The sequence below is a fragment of the Pantoea sp. SYBGC1 genome, assembly GCF_057197005.1.
In genome coordinates this window covers 128,755-150,592 of sequence record NZ_JBXUNM010000001.1, presented here as the reverse complement: position 1 = coordinate 150,592, position 21,838 = coordinate 128,755, and the positions used below count along the sequence as shown (strand labels likewise).

The following is a 21,838-nucleotide window of genomic DNA, read 5'->3' as shown; positions in this document are numbered from 1 at the left end:
CAACCTGCACGCCTGGCCGGCAGAGCCGGCTGCTAATTTAGTCTAGACTTAGCCCGTGGTTCTGCATCGGCCGATTACCCTGAGGAGTGAAATATGACCGCGTTACTGCCTCATTATCAACCCCGGCTTTTTCGCAGTTTTTTTCAGGGCAGCTTTCCCTGCTCTACCGCCTGTCGCAGCGGTGGCCGCCGGCTGGATATGGTTGTCAGTAGCGGACACGATATGCTGCTGGACAAAGATTACGCCGCGCTGGTGCGGGAAGGTTTGCTCACGGCGCGCGACGGTGCGCGCTGGCATCTGATTGAAGCGACGCCTGACCACTACGACTGGCGCTCCTTTCTGCCGATGATCCATGCGGCCGCACGCCACAATATGCAGATTATCTGGGAGCTGGCGCATTTTGGTTATCCGGCGCACCTTGATATCTGGAAACCGGCGTTCGTTGAGCACTTTGCCCGCTATGCACGCGCTATGGCACAGCTGATGCTCGATGAGGGCGTAGAGCAGCCGTTTTTTACTCCGATTAATCAAATCTCATTCTGGGCCTGGGCCGGGGCGGATGTCTCATGGCTCGATCCCTACGCCAGCGAACGCGGACGCGATCTGAAGCGCCAGCTGGTACGCGCCTCGCTGGCAGCGATGCATGCGATCCGCGATGTCTATCCTGAAGCACGCTTTGTGCTGACCGATCCGCTGGTGCAGATCGCTGCAGACCCGGATAAGCCAGAGAGTGCCGGGCATGCTGCCCGGCAGCATGAGATGCAGTTTGAAGCGTGGGACTGGCTGGCCGGGCGCGCTGAACCGGGGCTCGGCGGACAGGCGGACTTTCTCGATATTCTGGGCCTGAACTACTATCCCGACAACCACTGGTTCTGGTCAGGCGATACTCTGCCATCCGATCATCCGCAGCGTCAGCCCCTGCATCAGCTGCTGCTGGCGTGCTGGCAGCGTTATCAGCGTCCGCTGCTGCTGGCGGAAACGGGAGCTGAAGGCGATGCGCGCGCGCCCTGGCTGCGGTACGTCAGTGCGGAGGCGCGGCTGGCGCTGGCTCAGGGCGTTGCGCTGGAGGGGATTTCACTCTATCCGGTGGTGGAGTATCCCGCCTGGGCGGATGACCGCCGCTCCCCCGGCGCCCTGTTCGGGCTGGGCGATCCTAACGGTAATCGTACTCTGCATGAGGGACTGGCGCTGGAGCTGCGCGGTCAGCAGATCAAATGGCAACGTCAGGAGTGCTGAGTATGGCGGGAATCTGGCGCACAGCTTTTGACGTCCTGCAGCGTGTCGGCAGGACGGCGCACATCGGTAAGCCAGGTCATGGCAACCAGAAAGATCACGCCAATCAGGCAGGCGCAGAGCAGGCCAATGATAGCGATCAGTTTATCGTCGCGAGCGTCCATTTAGCTCTCCTTGCAGGCGTTAATACTGCGTTGCAGGCGTTAGCTCATCCACAGAGTGAGCATCAGGACAAAGATTATAAGCGTTACCGAAGTGACCGCAAGAACCACGATAGCGAAGTGCGCATCATCAAGCGGTTGACGGTGAGACTCGTCGTTATCGTCAGGTGGGGCCGGCAAACTCATGAAAACTCAATAGCGTAAGCAGAATCAGGGCAAAATTGCGCGCTGAGTGTAATGTAAAGTGATAAATATTTCACGACTATTTCTGTGCGAAACAGATACCGCGCGTGATTTTATCACTTCCCTGCTACCGCCAGGATCCCGCTTCAGGCGGCGTGCCAGCCGCCACCCAGCGCCCGATAAAGATCGATTTGCGCCTGCAACAGATTATTTTTCACCGAGACAATATTAAGCTGCGTGCTGAAGAGCGTACGCTGTGCATCAAGCTCATCAAGATACGAAGCATAGCCATTCTGATAGCGATTGCGGGCAATGCGGTACGCTTCCGCTACAAACTGCTCCTGCTTTTGCAGCTCCGCCAGCTGCTCCTGATTGCGGCGAATCGCATCCAGCGCATCCTCTGTTTCCGAGAAAGCGTTACGCACCGTTTTTTCATAGCTATAGAGCGCCTGATTGCGCGTCGCCATCTGCAGGTCAACCTGTGCCGTCAGCGCTTCGCGGTTAAGCAGCGGTGCGAGGATACTGCCCCCCAGACTCCAGAGACGAAACGGATTATCCAGTAACGTGTGCAGCTCGCTGCTCTGCAGCGTGCCGCTGGCGGTGAGGTTGAGTGAAGGCAGCAGTCTGGCGCGTGCGGACGCCAGAGAGGCATCTGCCGCCAGTAGCTCACGCTGCGCCTGAACAATGTCGGGACGCCGGTTCAGCAGCTGCGACGGCAGCAGCGCGGGCAGAGTGTGCGGCCGGATGTTGTCAAAGCGATGGCTGCGTGCGATATCACGCGGGTTCATGCCTGCCAGGACGCTTAATGCGTTCTCCTGCTGCGCGATCTGATGCTGCAGCTGCGGAATTTGCGCGCTGGCCGTCTGGTACTCTGACTCCGCCTGCATCCACTCCAGTCGCGACGTATAGCCGGTTTCAAACTGGCGCCGGGCAAGCTGGCGGGAGTTTTCGCGCGTTGCCAGCGTCGCCTGTGTCACGCGCAGCTGTTCATCCAGCGAGGCAAGCGTAACGTAGCCCGATGCTACTGAGCTGGCAACGGTAAGCTCAGCCGCCGCTGCCGCAGCGCGCTGCGCCTCCAGCGTCGCCTCCGCCGCGCGTATGCTGTTACTGCGGCTGCCCCAGAGGTCGACCTCATAATTAGCCTGCAGTAAGCCCTGAAACACGGCGCTTTCATAGGGCTGGCCGGTTGCCGCCGAGAGCGAACGCTGGCGGCTGGCAGCCACACCGGCAGAGAGCGCCGGAAAGTTATCGCCCTGCGCCGCGCGCACCTGCGCCCGGTACTGATCGACCCGCGCCCGGGCAAGAAGAATATCGCTGTTATATTTCAGTGCCTGACTGACCAGACGATTCAGATCGCTGTCGCCAAAGGTGCGCCACCACGCGGCTTCCGGCGGCGCCTGCGGCCCGGTCCGATCGCGCCACTGTTCCGGGATTGGCAGCGAAGCAGGCGCTTTTTCAACGTGGGTCGCACAGCCGCTGAGCAGCATCAGCGCAAGTGATAAAGATAACAGCGGCTTCACGGCGTCTCCTTCACCGGCTCTGCGGAAGTATCGATGCTCACCTCCACTGACATACCCGGACGCAGCAGCTGCTGATCTTGAGGATCAAGAGCGATCCGTACCGGAATGCGCTGCGCAATCTTCACAAAGTTTCCGGTGGCGTTGTCGGGGGAGATCGCACTGAACTCTGAGCCAGCCGCAGGGGAGATAAACTCTACCCTGCCGCTGAAGCGCCGGCCATTAAGCGCATCGACGCTAAACGTAACCGGTAAGCCCGGGCGAATATGCGCCAGCTGCGTCTCTTTAAAATTGGCAATCACCCACTTTTTATCCGGCACCACCGAAGTGAGACGCGTACCGGCAGTAACATAGGTGCCTTTACGCACGGAGAGCTGTCCCAGCTGGCCGCTGTCAGGCGCCACAATCCGGGTATTGGCAAGGTCAATATTCGCCAGCTCCAGCGCCGCGCGTGCGTTAGCCACGTCAGCTTCCAGCGAAGCACGGTTCACTACCACCGTTTGCAGATTCTGTTGCGCCACGGCAACCTGCGCTTCGGCCTGCCGCATCTGCGCCTGCGCCTGCGCATCCGCTGCACGCGACGCGTCACGCTCGCGCACTGAAAGCGACCCATCCGATGCCAGATTTTCCACCCGTTTCAGATCGAGCCCGCTTTTCTGCCTCTGTGCCCGGGCGTTCTCCAGCGCGGCTTTATTGCTGAGAATGGTCGCTTCAGCGCTTTTTCGCTGCTGCTGATTATTTTTCAGCGCCGCCACTTTCATCTCAAGCTGCGCCTGAGCCTGATGCACGCGCTGACGATAGATACGATCGTCAATGGTCATCAGCAGCTCGCCGCGCTTCACCGGCTGCAGATCCACAACCTCAACGCCGGTCAGATAGCCACTGACCTGCGGACTGATAAAGGTGACCTGGCCGCGCACATAGGCGTTTTCCGTGGTCTGCACGCTGCTGGTAAACGGCCAGAGCTGCCAGGCATAAAGAATTACCAGCACACCCACAATCACAATTCCCGCGCCAGCGGCGATGGAAAGCGTGCGGCGGCGATGCGCACGTTCGCGCTCAGCCACCTGCAGATCATCCTGTTGACTCATCTCTTCTCCGTTTAATTCGCTGAGGGCGCTGTCTGACGCGGCTCATCCTGATGATTTTTCGCCTGACGCCACGCAAGATAACGCTGACGCGACAGCCGCCATAATACCCATAGCAGCGTGCACATCGCCAGGGCTGCCGTGAGCAGATAAGTATCATTATACGCAAGGACATTCGCCTGCAACGTGGCGACTGTCTGTAGCTGGCTGCTGCTCTGGGCGCTCAGCAGTACGCTATCGGTCAGCTGGCTGCGAAACAGCGCGCGGTACTGATCCAGCCGTTCGGTTACGTTAGGATCGAGCTGCGAGAGTTTGTCGGCCAGCAGACTGGAGTGATACTTCTCCCGCCAGGTCTGAAATGTGCCGAGAATGGCGGAACCGATCAGCCCGCCCAGATTCTGGCTCATACCAAACAGCACCACGAAGCTGACCAGATTTTTCGGCTGCGTCACCACGCTGCCAATCCCCAGCAGCATCGCTGGCGCCAGGAAAAATGCGCTGCTGAAGCCCAGCAGAAACTGGCTGAAATAGAGGTTATGCGCGCGCGTCAGCGGATTTGACTGCGCGTCCATCAGCGAGGCCACAATCATAATTGCCAGCGAGGTCACTATTGGCCAGTTAAGCTGGCCAGGCTTAATGGTCAGCGCACTGGCGATAATGCCGCAGATGACGCCGGCGATAATGGCCAGCGCCAGGCCATGCAGCTGATCGTTAAGCAGCCCCAGCTGCTGCAAAAAGCCGATCGCCCCGGTGTTCTGCTCAGCCAGCACAATACGGATCATGATCATGGCGATACCCAGCCGGACAATCATGCCGCTACTCAGCCAGCGGGTGTTGATCAGCGGATTGGTCCGGTTATGCTCCAGCACAACGGCGGAAACAATCAGCACCAGCGCCAGCGCCAGGCAAACGCCCAGCCACGGCGTGGTAAACCACCATTCAATGCGTCCCAGTGACAAAACACCGCACAGCAGCGCCATACCCGGTGCCAGCAGCAGAAACGTGACAAAATCGAGTTTTTCAAACGCTTTAATGCGGTCTCCCGGAGGCAGCCTGACCACCAGCACGCAGCCGAGCGCAATCAGCGCCAGCCCGAGCTCAAACAGATAAAGGCCACGCCACTCCTCCAGCTGCAGCAGCTCGGTAGAAAAGAGCCGCGCCAGCGGGATCGCCAGCTGGGAAGCCGTAATACCGATCACCAGCGCTTTCAGGCGGTGTTTTGCCGGCCACGCCTGTACCTGATAGTAGATCCCCAGCGAGCTGAGCGCGGCGGCCACCATTCCGTGCGCGGTGCGCACAATAATGGCTGAACTGAGATCGTTGGCAAACAGATGAAAAAACGCCACGATGACATACAGCACCAGGAACGCTTCGGTAAACAGCCGCAGGCCAAATTGCTGGCGAAACTTTACCAGCAGCAGGTTAATCGAAATGTTTCCCATCACATAAACCGCCGGCAGCCAGGCGATCTCATTGCTGTAAGCGGCAAACGTCCCCTGCAGATTTGTCAGGTTTGCCGTGACCAGCGCGTTGCTGAGCGCGCCGGTCAGCGTAATCAGCAAGCCAATCAGACCAAACGCAACGCGCTTGCCTGGCGAATGCAGCGGCGTCGAGGGGGAGCCTGGCAGCATCGGCTTTTCATGCGGCAGCCACTCCCGCTGCGCGTAGGGATTACGTCTGGCCATGCTCAGGCGCTACCCAGACGATCGAGCAGCTGCTGCAGCACCGTCTCCGTGACAGCCAGCGCAGCGGGATCGATATCAGCCAGCAGCTGACTGCGCAGATCGTCTGCCTGAGCTTTGACCTGGGTAAACGCCTGTTCTCCCTGCGTCGTCAGCACCAGCAGACGCTTACGCCGATCTTCCGGCGTTTGCAGACGAGCCAGCAGCTGCTGCTTTACAAGCCGATCCACCAGCGGCACCACGCTCGCATCCTCCAGGCCCAGCTGCTGCGCCAGCGCTTTCTGCGTCAGCGGCTGACTGGCGGCGGCGACGCTGGCAATCGCCATCCAGCTGCTCATACTCAGGTCACTCTCTTTCAGCCGGCGATCGACCGCCAGACGCCATGCGTGAGCCGTCTGATGTAAAAGCCGGGAAAAGGGCTGCGGGTAGTCCGTCAAGATTAGCCACCTAATGGTTAGATACCTAACTAAAAGAAGGCGTAATTATAATTCACGCCGCTATAAAAGGGAAAAGGTTGTATCGATTTGGGTTAAAAACCTGTACACATCAGACCACATTCTGCAGTTATCCTCGCTAACAGACTAATATGGCACAAAATGCTTAGGAAATTAGTTGTACACAAACCCTATATTTGTATAACTTTAGCACCATGAATCGGCTGACGATTCAGTAACGAATGATGCTTTTGCGTCGCCTCTGCAGGTGTTTTTGGATTTCCACCTGCAGAGGTTATTTTTTTTACCCTGCTGCTCTCTCTCTTTCGCTGGCCTGAGCCATCAATGCCCGGTAACATTCGCACGCTACACATCCTGTTCTTCTGCTGCATCGCTGCCGCATACGCTTTATAACTTAAGAGTCCGCACACGTTATGAATTCACAAACCGATCGCAATAGTGCTGACGCGGGCGATTTAACGGTCGCCCGCGTTCTGCGTTCACCCGCCCTGCTTACCCGCGAATGCCTGGCCGGGGTGATCACCGCGCTGGCACTCATTCCTGAAGTTATCTCTTTCTCTGTTATTGCGGGTGTTGATCCCAAAGTCAGTCTGATCGCTTCGGTCGTGCTCTGTCTTACGCTCTCACTGCTGGGCGGCCGTCCGGCAATGGTGACCGCTGCTGCCGGTTCAGTGGCGCTGGTTATCGGCCCGATGGTTCATGCGCACGGCGTGGCCTATATTCTACCTGCCGTGATTCTGGCTGGCGTTATTCAGATTGTGTTTGGCGTCACCGGCCTTTCGCGCATGATGCGTTATATCCCGCGTTCGGTGATGCTGGGCTTTGTCAACGCGCTGGGCGTACTGATTTTCTTTGCACAAGTGCCGCACGTCTGGGGTCACTCTGCGCTGGTCTGGGGTCTGTTTGCCGCCACGCTGGCCATTGTTCTGCTGCTGCCGCGCGTGCTGAAAAGTGTTCCCTCACCGCTGGTTGCCATTGTCGTGGTTACCGCCGTCGCTCTGCTGCTCGGTTATCGCGTACCCAGCGTAGGCGATGAAGGTCCGATGAGCGCCGGACTGCCCGGCTTTACTGAGCTGCTGGTGCCGCTGAACCTGCAGACGCTACAGATCGTCTGGCCGGCCGCGCTTTCCGTCGCATTTGTCGGCCTGATGGAGTCGCTGCTGACAGCAAAACTGGTGGACGATCTTACCGACACGCCGTCAGGAAAACGGCGCGAATCCTGGGCGCTGGGCATTGGCAATATTCTCGCCGGTTTTTACGGCGGCATTGCCGGCTGCGCCATGATTGGGCAGACAATTGTTAACGTCGAACTGGGCCGCGCACGCACCCGGGTTTCAACCGTAGCGGCTGCGCTGGTACTGCTGCTGCTGGTTACTGGTCTAAGCCATATCATGGCGCAGATCCCGATGGTGGTTCTGGCAGGCATTATGATGGTGGTGGCGGTGAAAACCGTTAACTGGCATAGCCTGCAGCCCGCAACGCTGAAACGGATGCCGTGGTCAGAAACGCTGGTGATGGTGGTAACTGTGGCGATCACCGTCTGGACCAGCAACCTGGCGATTGGCGTGCTGCTCGGCGTGATTCTGGCCATGATGCTGTTTGCCCGGCGTATCGCCCATGTTATCCATGCCGAGCGCACGCTCAGCCCGGAAGGCGATCGGGTTCACTACACCGTGCGCGGTCCGCTATTTTTCGCCAGCAGTAATGACCTGTTCGAGCACTTTGATTATGGCCACGATCCGAGCCAGGTCACTATCGATCTGACGCATGCCCAGATTTGGGACGCCTCCAGCGTCGCCGCGCTGGACGCTATCGAATACCGTTATCAGCGTCACGGTGCCACCGTTACCTTTACCGGCCTGGATAACCGCAGCAGCGATTTTCGCGATCGCCTGAGCGGTAATCTCGGCTAAGCAGCCTGTCGGCAGGGCGCCCCTGAGCGCCCTGCCGGCATGTGCCGCGCCGTTTCTGTCCGCCCTTAGGTCTTAAATCTCCCGCTTCGCTTGCAAATCAGCCCTCCAGCGGCTTTGCTTAACGGCGCAACGCGCTGAATGGCAGGCGTATAAAAGCAGTTTATTAAGGGGATTGTATGTCGTGGATTATGAAAGCAGGTCTGGTAGCGGTTACGCTTTTTTCACTGGCAGGCTGCATGCAGCACAGTGATGCCGTGGGTGCCGACGGTCGTCCGCACGCGCCAAGTAACCAGCCGGTGCCAGGCGCCAGCGAAGGCGAAGGCCCGGTCGGCCAGCCGCAGGGTTAATGCCCGCTACCCGGCTGCGCCGGGTAGTTATTGCCCGAACGGGATGTTAAAAGGCTCTCTTTGCTGACATTCCGCGTATGAAATCGGGGTTAGCTGTTAGCTTTACTCTTTACCAACTTTGTCATAAGCAGACCGCGCCAGGGCTATTTTTTGCGGCTCTCTCTCCGTTCTTCTTCCCGCCACCGAAGGCAGATCCGGAAGTTCGGGAGCATGGTCAATATCAGCGAAGCGCTCTTCCATTACCTCCTGCGTTAATCGTCCTAATAACGTCTCTACCTCGCTCTTATCGGGTTGTGATATGCCTAATTTTTTCTCTATCAGGCCCGCTGCCTGCCTGAACAGGCGCTGCTCTTCTTCATCCAGTTTTTTCGTGGCCCGCTCCATAACAGTCAGGCGCTGCTTTAGCACCTCCTCAGTAAGATTATTCTGCAGAGCCCGGGTAAAAGCCGTAATAGCAGCGTCAGCTTCCACTCTTGACTGCTCTGCCGCACTGATCAATGGCCCCAGGTTAGCTATTGCCGGCACACTCATCTTACGCGCTGCAGCCGTTCCGGATTTGGCTGCCAGCGCTTGCAGCATGGCCTGCAGTTCCTTCCCCATCTCTTCTCTTTTACTCTGCCAGGCAGCCATGCGGGCATGATAATTCTGGCTGAAACGCGCGTCGATTTCGCTTCTCTCACGGGCATGTCTGGCCCTGAGATCCTGCCCCCCGGCAACCATATTATCAACGTGGCGATTGAAAGCGTTCCACGCCTTGCGGTCCGCTTCCTTTCGTTTTGCCCGATCTGCTGCTGACTTACGTGCCAGCCTTTCTCTGTCCTGCTGAATATTCCTGTCGCGCCGGAGAAGATGCCCGGTCAGCCTCTGTTCTGCCTGCATAAAACCTTCATAGGTACTCAGCTGATTAAATTGACCTCTGATGTACTCAGCTTCAGGCGATAGCGCCGCAGACGAGCCGGGCCTCCATGCGGTGCCGATGTCAGGCTCCCGCTCCAGCTCCGCAGATAATGCGCGCGCAGCTCGCTTAGCCTGCGCACCCTTTCCTGCCGTGCTCAGGGTCCGGATCAATCCATCATTCCAGGAGTGCATATTTAGCTGACCACGGTTTTTCAGCAGATGGTCCTTTAGCGGGTTGAGCATTGAGGCGAGAGGGGCTTCGCCTGTCAGGTTTTCTTCGCCTTTAAGGGCATCGTCTAGCGTGACAAAGTATTCCGTCGCCAGAGCCTGGCTGAACTCACTGCTCATTTGCGGATAGCTGGCAGAGGAAACATCTTTATCTAAAATAGTCTCAAGCATCTCTTTACCCGGATGGCGCGCCACTTCAACCAGCGGCAGACCCATGTTAAGCAGGGCGTTAAGTTTATGCTGCCGATCCTGGTTCGGCATTCCGGGCTGATGTTTCAGCGTTGCCAGGGTTCTGATTGAGCGTAATTTCTTTATTTCAGGTGAGGCGATCTCGGAAGAGAGTTTATCCGGCGCTGAAGTGAGCTCAGCATCATGGCCCGGCAGTGCATCGGACCAGGCTTTTTTCAGCTGAGAAGCGGTGACCGCAAAGCCAGCCTCTTTTAAATCCTTTAATACCTGTTCTTCACTGCTGCGGGAGGGTAATTCAGTTTCCTTTAGCCAGGCGCTCAGTGCTGAGCGCGTTACCGCACCACTGCTGCTGCTCGCCAGTGAGGCTAAGGGCGTCGGCCTGTCCGGCAAGACGGTTTCAGCGGTTTCAGCGGTTTCAGCGGATTTTGTGAAGGCTGACACATCGGGACAATGGTTACCGATAACCCTGAAGTTGCTTTCGTTAACATACTCAATGCTGTTTTTACTGACCAGAATATGGGACGACCGTATATCAGAGGTGTCAACCAACCGGATTGGCGTATCCGGAAAAGTCTTTGCGATGATTTTTTTTAACTTTGAGCGGGTATTTAACTCTTTATCAAATACGCCGATTTTATAAACAGAAAATGGAGAAGCGACAATAATCTCAACGGGTTTATTCGGGTTAAGCGCTTTTATTTCTTTCAGTACATCTTTAAGAGCCTTCTTGTCTGTGGCTATTGTTAAGTGCGTTCCTGCTAAAAAATTTTCATGTCTGAAAGTAATGGTAAGGCAGCTGCTGACTCCCGGATAGCAGATACGCTCGCGGGCTACACCGGTTTTATCTTCTCTGAGCACCACGGCTGCCGCAACAGGCTCCGGGGCACGGGTCGGAAGATGCGTAGTAACCGGCTGCGCCGCTTCACCTAAAGCCAGTTTATACGGGGGTAACTCGCCATATCGATAGCCGTGAGGTTTGCCAATATAAAAAAACTCACGCTCTCTGTTGTTGAGCTGATCGAGAGCAGAAAGCAGCGTTAGCTTGTCTATCTTTCCTGCTTTGAGCAATCGCCCGCCATGCTGCAGAATCAGTTGTGGTACGGAAATAAACTCGTTTTTATCCGCCTCACTATCAGCATCTACTTTGAGGAGGAGTTTCCCTTCTGCCATAAAACTTTTAGCTGTTTTCTCATGGCTACTGAAAGATAATACGGCTCCCTGGCTGCTGTGACCGGCGGTATGCTCAAACAGCTTTGCCAGATAATCATCAAAATTTTCCTCCTCATTTTCCTGCGTATTGCGGGTTACCCCCGCGCTCGTCACAGTGTGAGAATCCGCATAATGGGCACGATACAGAAATCCATCTTTTATCGTGTAATCGGCGTCTCTTATTTTCTGTTCAGAATCAAAACAGACATCCCGCTTATTGAAAATATTGCTTAACAGCGTTCCCGCCTGGTTTTTTTTCAGCGTCGCCGCCAGCGCCATGTGCTCTATGACATAGGGATCGCCAAAGAATGAGTCCAGAGATACACAGCCCTCTGGTGCAGTGGCATCTGCCGGAGGCTGAGTAACAGGCACAGACTGCGCCGATGCTTTGTTGATAGTAAACATAATCATCTCCATATCTTTACTGGCTTCGCGCCGGGCTCCCTTCCGGCAGCAGCAATCACATTTTTAAGCGCAGACTCCTGGCGTGAAAACCCGCAAAAATAGGATTTATCAATAAGGTGTATGACTGGTTTGCCCGAAATCCGCGATGCGGCACAAAGTATAGATGCGGCTTTTCGAGAACAACTTTCATAAATCGACCATTAACTACGCTATGCAGCGTTGCCAGCACCTGTCCGGTGCTTTATCAATTCACTGCAGGAAAAATATGAATCATGTCACCTGCACAGGTTCTGTTTTGCAGTGAAAGATCAAAACGGCTGTCATCCAGGTATTATGATTTGGGATGGGTTATGCAGGCACGCACGGTGGGGCGTCAGGAATGAAAAACAGCAGACACAAAAAAACCGCCTGAAGGCGGTTACGACATGACTTATAGTGCTTTTTTAATTCGGTGTTTTGTATGGTGCCCGGGGCGGGACTTGAACCCGCACGACCATAAGCCGAGGGATTTTAAATCCCTTGTGTCTACCGATTTCACCACCCGGGCAGGGTGTAAACTGGAGGCGCGTCCCGGAGTCGAACCGAGGTAGACGGATTTGCAATCCGTTGCATGGCCACTCTGCCAACGCGCCTTTATTCTGATGTGCAACCGGTCTGTGACCCATTGCTGAAACTGGAGCGGGAAACGAGACTCGAACTCGCGACCCCGACCTTGGCAAGGTCGTGCTCTACCAACTGAGCTATTCCCGCATAACTGCTGCTTTACCGAACTTACTGTTTTTATTCAGCTTCTTGCAGCTGTGCTGCCGTTCGATGCGATGCATTCTACTTATCTCACGCAGTGAGTCAATAAAATTATTACCCACTGCGTCTGTTTGCTGCTTTTTGAATCGTATCGATCAGCTATCAAGCAGATCGCCGCGTGCTGCGCTCAGATACTGGAACATCGACCAGAATGTCAGCACTGCTGCGATATAGAGTGCGACCACGCCAACGCCTACTACCGTAGCATCAGGACGCCATAGCAGTGCAACCAGTGAGAGCATCTGCGCCGTGGTTTTGACTTTACCAATCCAGGAGACGGCGACGCTGCTGCGCTTGCCAATCTCCGCCATCCATTCACGCAGCGCAGAGATAATAATCTCGCGGGCGATCATGGTGGCAGCAGGCAGGGTAATCCACCACGCGTGAAAATATTCCGCAACCAGCACCAGCGCCATAGCGACCATGACTTTATCAGCCACCGGATCGAGAAATGCACCAAAGCGCGTGGTTTGTTTCCAGCGACGCGCCAGAAAGCCATCAAACCAGTCCGTTATGGCGGCAATAACAAAAATCAGCGCTGTCGCAAAAGGCGCCCAGTAAAACGGCAGGTAGAACGCCAGTACAAAAAAAGGAATCAAAAAAACGCGAAACAGGGTAAGACACGTTGGGATGTTATATTGCATATGCCAGTAACTGTCTGGTGTGTGTAGGGTTTAACGTATGTTCCTACATTGCCCCCCCTGTTTCAATGTTAGTGTTTCAGCGAGTGGTATATTTTTTCAGCCAGGGCAAAGGAGATACCGGGTACGCGGGCAATTTCATCCACGCTGGCGTTCATCAGCGGCTGCAGGCCTCCCATATACTTCAGCAGCTGCTGACGCCGTTTAGGTCCGATGCCTTCAATACTTTCCAGCGCGCTGGTGTTCTTCACTTTGGCGCGTTTTTTACGGTGGCCTGAAATTGCATGATTGTGAGCATCATCACGAATATGCTGAATGACATGCAGGGCTGGCGAATCCGGCGGCAGAGAAACGCCCTCACCTTCCGCTTCAAAAAACAGCGTCTCCAGCCCCGCCTTGCGATCGCTGCCTTTAGCGACACCAAGCAGAATCGGGTGCTGTTTATCCCAGCTGACATCCAGTTCCGCAAATACCTCTTTCGCCTGCGCCAGCTGACCTTTACCGCCATCAATCAAAATGACATCCGGAATTTTATCCTGCTCCAGCGCTTTGCCATAACGGCGGCGCAGTACCTGATTCATCGCCGCGTAATCATCCCCCGGCGTGATCCCCTCGATATTGTAACGCCGGTAATCAGAACGCAGCGGACCATCCTGATTAAACACTACGCAGGAGGCGATAGTCTGCTCACCCATGGTATGACTGATATCAAAACACTCCATGCGCTGAATGCTCTCAAGCTTCAGCCAGGAAGCCAGCGCGGCAAGCCGCTGCTGAACAGTGGAGTGCTGTGACAGCTTAGTGGTCAGCGCCGTTGCCGCGTTGGTGCGCGCCAGCTTGAGATAGCGTGCCCGATCGCCGCGCGGTTTGGTCTGTATATTGACTTTACGGCCGGCCAGCGTGCTGAGTGATTCAGCCAGCAGGTTGCGTTCTGCCAGGTTGAAATCCAGCAGGATCTCTCCAGGCAGAGTGCGCGCCTCGCTTCCCTGCAGATAAAACTGTCCGACAAAGGTCTGCACCACCTCCGTCAGCTCAGTGTCAGCCGGGACTTTGGGGAAATAGCTGCGGCTTCCCAGTACTTTTCCCTGGCGGATAAAGAGCACGTGCAGGCAGGCCATGCCCGCGTCATAGGCTACGCCCATGACATCCAGATCGTCACCCTGATTTGAGACAAACTGTTTTTCAGTAATGCGGCGTACGGCCTGAATCTGATCGCGCAGCCGCCCCGCCTCTTCAAAACGCAATCCCTGGCTTGCCGCCTCCATGTGCGCTACCAGCTGGTTGATGACCTGATCATCTTTACCGGCCAGAAACAGCCGCACATAGTCTGTCTGCCGGGCATACTCCTCTTCACTGACCAGACCGGCTACGCACGGACCGAGGCAGCGCCCAATCTGATACTGTAAACAGGGACGCGAGCGATTGCGGTAGACGCTGTTCTCACACTGGCGAATAGGAAAGACTTTCTGCAGCAGGCCCAGCGTCTCGCGTACCGCATAGCCATTAGGAAAGGGGCCAAAATATTCACCTTTGGCATGTTTGGCTCCGCGATGCATCGCCAGCCGGGGGTGCGTATCGCCGCTGAGAAAAATATAGGGGTACGATTTATCATCGCGCAGCAGCACGTTATAGCGTGGCTGGTAAAGCTTGATGTAGTTATGCTCCAGCAGCAGCGCTTCGGTTTCAGTGTGCGTAACCGTAACATCGATGTTACAGATATTACTGACCAGCACATCCGTTTTACGGCTGCCGGTCTGCGCACGAAAGTAGCTGCTGAGGCGTTTTTTGAGGTCTTTGGCTTTACCGACATAGATCACCGTACCGGCCGCGTCATACATTCGGTAGACGCCAGGCTGGCTGGTTACGGTGCTGAGAAAGGCTTTGGGATTAAAGAGTTCACTCACTACTTATTAATGGCTCCGCGTTGAACAGACCATGACGAATGGCCAGATGCGTTAACTCTACATCACCGCTGATGTTTAGCTTACTGAACATACGATAGCGGTAGCTGTTAACGGTTTTCGGGCTCAGGTTCAACTGTTCGGATATCTCCGTAACTTTTTGTCCCCGGGTAATCATCAGCATAATCTGCAATTCCCGTTCCGACAAACAACTGAAGGGCAATTCCGCTTTCTGCGGCTCGATTTGGCTCAACGCCATTTGCTGAGCAATATCTGAGGCGATATAGCGCTGTCCAGCGTGGACGGCGCGAATGGCGCTGACCACCTCCTGAGGCGCAGCGCCTTTGCTCAGATAGCCTGAGGCACCCGCCTGCATCACCCGGGCTGGCAGCGGATTTTCGGTGTGAATAGTCAGCATAATGATGCGAATATCAGGATTGTAGCGGACAATTTTGCGCGTCGCTTCCAGTCCGCCGATGCCCGGCATGTTCATGTCCATCAGGACAACATTTACCGCATGCTGACGGCACCATTTTACTGCATCCTCTCCGCACGCCGCTTCGCCGGCAATGACCAGTCCTTTGATATCTTCCAGAATGCGACGAATACCGGCACGTACCAGTTCATGGTCATCAACAAGCAGCAGGCTGATCAACGGGAATACTCCGCAGGTTAGAAAAGTAATAAAAAAAGAGCGTAATCTTAGCGTTTTTTATGCGTATTGAACATCAGACATACAGGAACAACCTGCAACGCAATGATCTAAACCAAATAATTCAATCTTTTCAGAAAAAAATCCATTTCCTGCAAACTAAAAAGTTTTTTTATTTAACATTTCATTGAATAACAGCATGTTGTAATAAATCCGCCTGTTTTCTGTTTTTAAGTCAAAAAAGTGAGGGGCGAGCAAAACGGCCTGCTCTGCCCTGCTTCTGACTGGATCGAATAATGATTTTTCTGGTCTCTGAAAGAGAAAGCAAACCTATGATATACTCTCTGTTTTATGCACGGAAAGACAGAATCTGTGTAAATCGATACCACCAGGGAGTTGAAGATGAGTGATGAAGATTTCGTAACGTCGCGTGATACTCAGGCACTGGCTGACGAAGTTGCCTGCCTCAAAATGATGGTTACTCTGATTCTCAAAGGCATGGGACAGGCAGACGCCGGCAAAGTAATTATCAATATGGAACGCTATGTGCAGAATGCGCTGGCTGATAAGCCTCAGGCTGAAGTATTCAGCAATACCATCCGTCAGATTAAAACCGCCTACCGTCAGTAAGCGGCCAGCCCCGTGCGCCGCACGGGGTTTTAGTTATGCGCCTGCCAGTTAACGGAGACGCCCAGCGAAGGCAGCACCTCTTCCGGACTAAAGCGCCGCGTGCCGCGATATTTTTCTGCCAGTGCAGGCTGTTCAACCGGGATCCGGATAGCGAACAGATTATCTTCTGACTGGATCAATCCCGGCGTCAGCGGTTCATAGACCACATTATGCTGCGCAAACATCTTCTCCAGCATCGGTGTGGCTGAGCTAATCAGATACTCCATGCCGCTCAGCTCTGCCAGTTGCACCGAGTGCCACAGGATATTCAGCGGTAATTCCGCATCCACCTCCAGCCGGGCGGAGTAGCGCGACATCTCCCACACTTTATCCTGCGCAAACGGCAGAATGATACCTTCAGCGACTTCCGGTTCATGCCACGGCAGTAATCGCGCGCAGCCACAAATGCCTTTACGTGCATTCCAGGCGATAAGCCAGGTCACGTCTGAACGGTCGTAGCGATCGTACTCCTGCCCCGGTGTGCTCAGCCGCGGAGGAATTGACCAGCCTTCGCCACGCGCAAATACGCTGTAACGATAGGTACCCAGTTCGGCTAGCAGTGAGGAAGGCATATCCTTTAGCTGTGTTTGAATTATTTTCATCATGCGCCTCTGACATCCCCATGTGTGCAATGATTTTTATCGTGCCAGCCTGGCTAAGTTTCCGGCGCAGGGTAGACAACTCAATACGGATAGGGAACTACCAGTATTAGTAGTTGCCTTTTGCTATATCAGACCTGTCGCTGCGGCATAACAAGCAATCTGCGTTTTATTTGAAACGTTAAAACGTTTTTGCATGTTTTTCTGATGAAAATTCACCGTATGTTCTGATATTGCCAAAATAAGCGAAATCTCTGCCGAGGTTTTTCCTTCAGCTGTCCATTTCAAAATTTCCAGCTCCCGCTCGCTAAACCCCTTGGCCAGCACCACCATTGAGCTATCTTTTAAGCGCTCAAGAACCTGTAAGCTCAGGGCCGCCAGAAAGTTTATCTGTACTTCAAGCTCAACGGTGCGGTGCCTGGAGCGTCCGGGCTGGCGTGATGCTATTGATAATATACCAATGGCACGATTTGATGCCATCGCTGAGCAAGAAAAGCCGCTCAGGAGTCCCGCCGCCTGCGCATCTGGCCAAAGATTAGCCGCCTCGCTGAAAATCTCAGCGCACCACTCAATCCCTTTCCCGGGCTTCTGGCAAAGTCGCAGTACCGGATCGACGGCATAGTAGTTATGCCGTTCATAATGCCGGATCCAGGATTCAGGGTAGGTGCTGAACAGGAAAAAACGCGGTCGGGTGAAGGGAACCGGCTGCTGCACTAAAAATGCAAAGAAGTCGAATCCCAGTGTGACGACTTGCTTTTGCAACAGTGCTTTTAATTGCACCACCTCCGTCAACGCCTGAAACGCGCTTTCTGTTTCGGCACGCCAGACAAAATAATTATCGGTAGTCATTATTATCCTGACGTATTTAACGCCTTTTATTAATCTGATGCTTGTCCGATTATATCTGTGAGACGTAATCTGAACGGAATGAATAAAAAGGTTCCTGCTGAAGATTGCGTTAACAGCGGGAAAGTTATCGGGTTGTTACCAGGCAGCAAGCGCAACCGTGGCCTGATTACCAGGTCTCTAGCGGGTAAAGATACGTGAAACCAGCATAGGATTTTTCTGATAAAGTTTCAATCTTACAGCCATTAAAATTAATTATTAGATGGATAAAAGTTTAGCATCGATTTTAAGTAAAATAATGATAAGCAGAGAGATTAACCTTCTATTAAAAGTGCTAAATGATTTAGTCATGGACGGTTTTTAATTCCACTTATAATTAAAGTGACATCTGGCGATCGGCACTTCCGAGCTGCCTGCATCAGCGCCACGCTGATGCCAGCGCCACGCGTGATGACACAACTTCCCGGCAGTGCGGCCTGCCGGTTTAGCATAAGCTGCTGTCAGCCGCTGAAATGGAAACATAGTAAGGCGGCTGACAAATATAATTCTTACAATATGATGATATCCGCTGCAGATTGGTCTGGAGAGTCTGAGACCGGCACCCGCGTTAATCTCCGATGAGTGAATAAATTCTTCAGGCATGTGTCATTATCAAAACAGACGGGCGTTATTTAATGCAGACTTATTTCAATATTAAAAATTAGTTGAGTAATGGTTCTCATTTGTCATTACGCCTGTCGCGTCTTTAACGAACTGGATCTAAAATAGCGTTGCCGCAAATTAACTATTAAGTCTGCCTGGCTTTAAAATTAACGGCCTGCTGTCTCAGCGGCAAAATCCGCCGCCGCGCATGCCCAGATGAAAGTGTGTGGTGTGAGCTGCATTGTAATCCGGCCCCAGTGCGTTTCCAAAGCTGGCACAGCCGTTGCGCCAGAGCGCATGCAAACCCGCCGCGCTGCTGGCGGGCTGCTGCCAGTTTCTGGCGACCCGTAACCAGCGACCATCGGCCAGCTGAAAAGCGGTGACATCCCACGCCTCTGCCGTAGCGTGTTCGCTGCGGCGTCCCTGCTGGCGATGATAGACGTTGCGGCAGGCGTAGCTGCCAACATGCTCAATACGTCGCAGCGGACTGGTGATACCCGCCTGCTGTAGTGCAGCATTACTGCGCGTGACATACATTGTACTTGCCACGGCCATCGGACAGCTGGCAAGAAAACTGCTGCTGAGCGTAACTGGTCCAAACTGGCTGATACGAACCGGCTGTTCAATGGTGCAGTCACCCCGCACCGGAGGCGTCGTGCGAAAACTTACCCGCCCCTGCGCACTGGCGCGCTCCAGCACCGCCAGACAGGCGGCTGGATCGTGACGCAGTTTCTCCAGCTTGTAACGCGTTATCCAGCCTGGCGCATCCGTGACGTTAAGCGGAATAAACGGATTCCACTGCGCCGGAAGCTGCGATTTCAGCCAGGGCAAACTCCACCACCCCGCCAGAGCAATTATTCCTGTCGCAATGAGTGCGCGCACGATCTCTGCCTTATCACATTGTAAACCTGTGACTAAGTGTAGCTGGCCTGCCTCATCTGCCTGTTCTTCCGGGAAAAAACGCTGCTTATTTACGCAAAGTGACCAAAAGAGCAACCATGTAAATATTTGCTGACAGAGCAAAAAACGCAAAAGGTCACAAAGGTTAAAAAACAATTACCAGACCCGGTGGCCTTTCCTCTATCTTATGCGCTCTTGCCCTGTGCAAAGGCACGTATTTCAACAGCCATCAGAGCTGACACAACATCAAGACAGGAAAGCTATCTTTATGGTTGATCAATCCAAAGCAGCCCTCAGTGAGGCTGAACAGCCGGAAAAACTCCGGCGCAACCTGCATAACCGTCATATTCAGCTTATTGCGATTGGCGGCGCTATCGGAACTGGGCTCTTTATGGGGTCAGGCAAAACCATCAGCCTGGCGGGTCCGTCGATCGTTTTTGTTTATATGATCATCGGCTTCATGCTGTTTTTTGTTATGCGCGCGATGGGAGAGCTGCTGCTCTCTAATCTGGAATATAAATCATTTAGCGATTTCGCGGCCGATCTGCTCGGTCCGTGGGCGGGCTACTTCACCGGCTGGACCTACTGGTTCTGCTGGGTCGTCACCGGCATTGCGGATGTGGTCGCCATCAGCGCCTATTTTCAGCTCTGGTTCCCCGGATTCTCTATCTGGATGAGCGCGCTGCTGTGCGTCTTTGTCTTTCTGGCGCTTAATATCGCCACGGTCAAACTCTTTGGGGAAATGGAGTTCTGGTTTGCGATTATTAAAATTGTCGCCATCGTTGCCCTGATTATTACCGGCATTGTGCTGGTCAGCACGCACTACCCTTCACCCGGCGGCAGCACGGCATCGCTCAGCAATATCTGGCAGCATGGCGGGATGTTCCCGAAAGGACTGAGCGGCTTTTTCGCCGGCTTCCAGATCGCCGTGTTCGCTTTTGTCGGTATTGAGCTGGTAGGTACCGCCGCGGCAGAGACCAAAGATCCGCACAAGGTTCTGCCCCGCGCCATCAATGCCATACCGCTGCGCATTATTATGTTTTACGTGCTGGCACTGCTGGTGATCATGGCCGTTACGCCATGGAATCAGGTAATGCCGGATCGCAGCCCGTTTGTAGAGATGTTTGTGCTGATTGGCCTGCCCGCTGCTGCGAGCATCGTTAACTTTGTGGTACTGACCTCAGCGGCCTCGTCAGCCAACAGCGGCATTTTTTCTACCAGCCGCATGCTGTATGGCCTGGCAGAACAGGGCGTGGCGCATAAGGCGTTTGGTCGTCTCTCTGCACGCGCCGTACCCACCACCGGCCTGTTCTTCTCCTGTCTCTGCCTGCTGGGCGGCGTCGCGCTGATCTACCTGATCCCGGATGTGATGACGGTGTTTACCATGGTGACCACGGTATCCGCTATTCTGTTTATGTTTGTCTGGACCATCATTCTCTGCAGTTACCTGGCCTACCGTAAACAGCATCCGCAGCGTCACGCGTCGTCAACGTTCAAGATGCCGCTGGGCAAGATTATGTGCTGGGTCTGCATGGCATTTTTTGCTTTCGTGCTGGTGCTGCTGACGCTGCAGGAGGATACCCGTCAGGCGCTGATGGTTACGCCGCTGTGGTTTATGCTGCTCACCATGGGCTGGCTGCTGCGGCGCCGTAAAGCCTGATCCCCTTCTGTTTAAGGCCCGCTGCTGCGGGCCTTTTTCATTTATAACCGCTGCCGAAACTGATGCCAGGCACGCTGGAGTGACGGGCGTGCGGCCGCCTCACGCTGCGGCGCCGCTGCCGGCGCTGCCGGTCTGCCAAGATTAAAAGTAAAGGTGTAATCGGGCGCCTCACCCATACGCAAATCGCTGATCAGCGTATTGCCCGCCTGCTGACGCAGCGCGTAAAAACCGTGACTGAACCAGACGACGCGCTCCGCATGCCACTGCCCTTTGAAAGGGGTCAGCAGCGCCATCTGACGATCGTGCCACGCAATCTGTAACGGCCGCCGGGGTGAAAACAGTGACCAGTACGCTTCACCATAGCGATCGGGCGTAATAATGACCGTGCGCCAGACCAGCGTATTGAACGCCGTCGGCGTGACCAGCAGCCGCTGTGATACAACCTGTTGCTGCGCCAGCTGCTGTTCAATCTGCCGCGTGGCGACACCCTGTATCACCATGCTCCAGCCCAGATAAAGCGTGCTGATTAACAGGCCCAGGCGGGTCCAGCGCACGCCAGTGGCATCACGCCGCCATAGCGCTACGCCCAGTGCCACAAGCAGCGGCAGCGTATAGAGCGGATCGACAATAAACATACTGCCGATGGCAAACGGATAGTCGGTGAGCGGCAGCCCAAGCTGGGTACCGTACACGGTAGTGAGATCGAGCAGCGGATGGGTGATCAGCGCCAGCCAGAGCGCCAGGCACCAGCTGCGCCAGTGCGTTTTGCTGCGGGTAACCCCGGCAACTAGCCAGCCGGCCAGCGGCGCGAGCAGCGTCAGGATCAGCAGCGCATGGCTCTCGGTGCGATGCAGCGTCATATTGCGTATTGCGTCGCCGTGATCGACGAACACATCCAGATCCGGCAGCGTGCCGGCGACGGCCCCCGCCAGAGCCGCCTGCCATACCGGTACCCGGCGGTTCATGACGGCAACGGTAACTGCAGCGCCCAGCGCCAGTTGCGACAGCGAATCCATG

18 protein-coding genes and 3 tRNA genes are annotated in these 21,838 nt (G+C 54.8%); 5 read left to right on the top strand and 16 right to left on the bottom strand.

All coding sequences use genetic code 11. The annotated features are described in order from the left end of the window. Positions 1–93 precede the first annotated feature (93 nt). On the top strand, positions 94–1,236 hold the full coding sequence (locus AC2CF9_RS00685; protein ID WP_484556031.1) for a beta-glucosidase: 1,143 nt from the start codon (positions 94–96) through the stop codon (positions 1,234–1,236). Here AC2CF9_RS00685 and AC2CF9_RS00680 read toward each other — a convergent pair. The 5 genes from AC2CF9_RS00680 to AC2CF9_RS00660 form a co-directional block, all read right to left on the bottom strand. Further along, positions 1,224–1,397, bottom strand: a complete 174-nt coding sequence (locus AC2CF9_RS00680) for a hypothetical protein (protein WP_484556030.1) — start codon at positions 1,395–1,397, stop codon at positions 1,224–1,226. The two genes, AC2CF9_RS00685 and AC2CF9_RS00680, sit on opposite strands and share 13 nt — an antisense overlap. Positions 1,398–1,723: 326 nt before the next feature. Beyond that, a complete protein-coding gene (locus tag AC2CF9_RS00675) occupies positions 1,724–3,064 on the bottom strand; it encodes an efflux transporter outer membrane subunit (RefSeq protein WP_484556430.1) in 1,341 nt (446 codons plus the stop codon). Positions 3,065–3,093: 29 nt separating this feature from the next. Next, the gene (locus AC2CF9_RS00670; RefSeq protein WP_484556029.1) at positions 3,094–4,185 is read right to left on the bottom strand and encodes an HlyD family secretion protein; all 1,092 of its coding nucleotides are present in this window, start codon (positions 4,183–4,185) and stop codon (positions 3,094–3,096) included. Positions 4,186–4,196: 11 nt separating this feature from the next. Further along, positions 4,197–5,867 (bottom strand): MFS transporter, encoded by a 1,671-nt coding sequence (locus AC2CF9_RS00665; RefSeq protein WP_150017302.1) that lies wholly within the window; start codon positions 5,865–5,867, stop codon positions 4,197–4,199. 2 nt (positions 5,868–5,869) lie between these two features. Continuing rightward, entirely contained in the window at positions 5,870–6,301 is a 432-nt protein-coding gene (locus AC2CF9_RS00660; protein WP_484556028.1) for a MarR family winged helix-turn-helix transcriptional regulator, read from the bottom strand. 431 nt (positions 6,302–6,732) lie between these two features. On the opposite strand from AC2CF9_RS00660, the gene AC2CF9_RS00655 reads away from it, so the two are divergent. Together AC2CF9_RS00655 and AC2CF9_RS00650 are read left to right on the top strand one after the other, a co-directional pair. Next, the gene (locus tag AC2CF9_RS00655; RefSeq protein WP_150017300.1) at positions 6,733–8,232 is read left to right on the top strand and encodes a SulP family inorganic anion transporter; all 1,500 of its coding nucleotides are present in this window, start codon (positions 6,733–6,735) and stop codon (positions 8,230–8,232) included. A 176-nt stretch (positions 8,233–8,408) separates the two neighbouring features. Then, positions 8,409–8,579 (top strand): hypothetical protein, encoded by a 171-nt coding sequence (locus AC2CF9_RS00650; RefSeq protein ID WP_039383726.1) that lies wholly within the window; start codon positions 8,409–8,411, stop codon positions 8,577–8,579. 102 nt (positions 8,580–8,681) lie between these two features. Here the strand turns inward: AC2CF9_RS00650 and AC2CF9_RS00645 are convergent, their stop codons facing one another. From AC2CF9_RS00645 to uvrY, 7 genes are all read right to left on the bottom strand, one after another. Further along, on the bottom strand, positions 8,682–11,507 hold the full coding sequence (locus AC2CF9_RS00645) for a hypothetical protein (RefSeq protein WP_484556027.1): 2,826 nt from the start codon (positions 11,505–11,507) through the stop codon (positions 8,682–8,684). Between the two features lie 461 nt (positions 11,508–11,968). After that, positions 11,969–12,054: transfer RNA gene (locus AC2CF9_RS00640), tRNA-Leu, on the bottom strand. An 11-nt stretch (positions 12,055–12,065) separates the two neighbouring features. Beyond that, positions 12,066–12,139, bottom strand: a tRNA-Cys gene (locus AC2CF9_RS00635). A gap of 42 nt (positions 12,140–12,181) precedes the next feature. Further along, positions 12,182–12,257: transfer RNA gene (locus AC2CF9_RS00630), tRNA-Gly, on the bottom strand. 149 nt (positions 12,258–12,406) lie between these two features. Next, entirely contained in the window at positions 12,407–12,955 is a 549-nt protein-coding gene (pgsA, locus tag AC2CF9_RS00625; protein WP_039383718.1) for a CDP-diacylglycerol--glycerol-3-phosphate 3-phosphatidyltransferase, read from the bottom strand. Positions 12,956–13,023: 68 nt separating this feature from the next. Then, entirely contained in the window at positions 13,024–14,856 is a 1,833-nt protein-coding gene (gene uvrC, locus AC2CF9_RS00620) for an excinuclease ABC subunit UvrC (protein ID WP_484556026.1), read from the bottom strand. Continuing rightward, a complete protein-coding gene (gene uvrY, locus AC2CF9_RS00615) occupies positions 14,849–15,508 on the bottom strand; it encodes a UvrY/SirA/GacA family response regulator transcription factor (RefSeq protein WP_484556025.1) in 660 nt (219 codons plus the stop codon). Before uvrY ends, uvrC begins: the two co-directional genes overlap by 8 nt. Before the next feature lie 399 nt (positions 15,509–15,907). On the opposite strand from uvrY, the gene AC2CF9_RS00610 reads away from it, so the two are divergent. Then, positions 15,908–16,135 (top strand): DUF2594 family protein, encoded by a 228-nt coding sequence (locus AC2CF9_RS00610; protein ID WP_145888126.1) that lies wholly within the window; start codon positions 15,908–15,910, stop codon positions 16,133–16,135. A gap of 29 nt (positions 16,136–16,164) precedes the next feature. Here the strand turns inward: AC2CF9_RS00610 and AC2CF9_RS00605 are convergent, their stop codons facing one another. From AC2CF9_RS00605 to AC2CF9_RS00595, 3 genes are all read right to left on the bottom strand, one after another. Next, positions 16,165–16,776, bottom strand: a complete 612-nt coding sequence (locus tag AC2CF9_RS00605) for an acyl-homoserine-lactone synthase (RefSeq protein WP_071668718.1) — start codon at positions 16,774–16,776, stop codon at positions 16,165–16,167. A 123-nt stretch (positions 16,777–16,899) separates the two neighbouring features. Continuing rightward, complete coding sequence (locus AC2CF9_RS00600) at positions 16,900–17,622, bottom strand: autoinducer binding domain-containing protein (protein ID WP_484556024.1); 723 nt, start codon at positions 17,620–17,622, stop codon at positions 16,900–16,902. Positions 17,623–18,444: 822 nt separating this feature from the next. Further along, entirely contained in the window at positions 18,445–19,143 is a 699-nt protein-coding gene (locus tag AC2CF9_RS00595) for an extensin-like domain-containing protein (protein ID WP_150017293.1), read from the bottom strand. A 286-nt stretch (positions 19,144–19,429) separates the two neighbouring features. Between AC2CF9_RS00595 and cycA the strand changes: the two genes are divergently transcribed. Next, the gene (cycA, locus tag AC2CF9_RS00590) at positions 19,430–20,821 is read left to right on the top strand and encodes a D-serine/D-alanine/glycine transporter (RefSeq protein ID WP_039383706.1); all 1,392 of its coding nucleotides are present in this window, start codon (positions 19,430–19,432) and stop codon (positions 20,819–20,821) included. Between the two features lie 41 nt (positions 20,822–20,862). Here the strand turns inward: cycA and AC2CF9_RS00585 are convergent, their stop codons facing one another. Then, positions 20,863–21,837, bottom strand: a complete 975-nt coding sequence (locus AC2CF9_RS00585) for a metal-dependent hydrolase (RefSeq protein ID WP_484556023.1) — start codon at positions 21,835–21,837, stop codon at positions 20,863–20,865. Position 21,838: the final 1 nt, after the last annotated feature.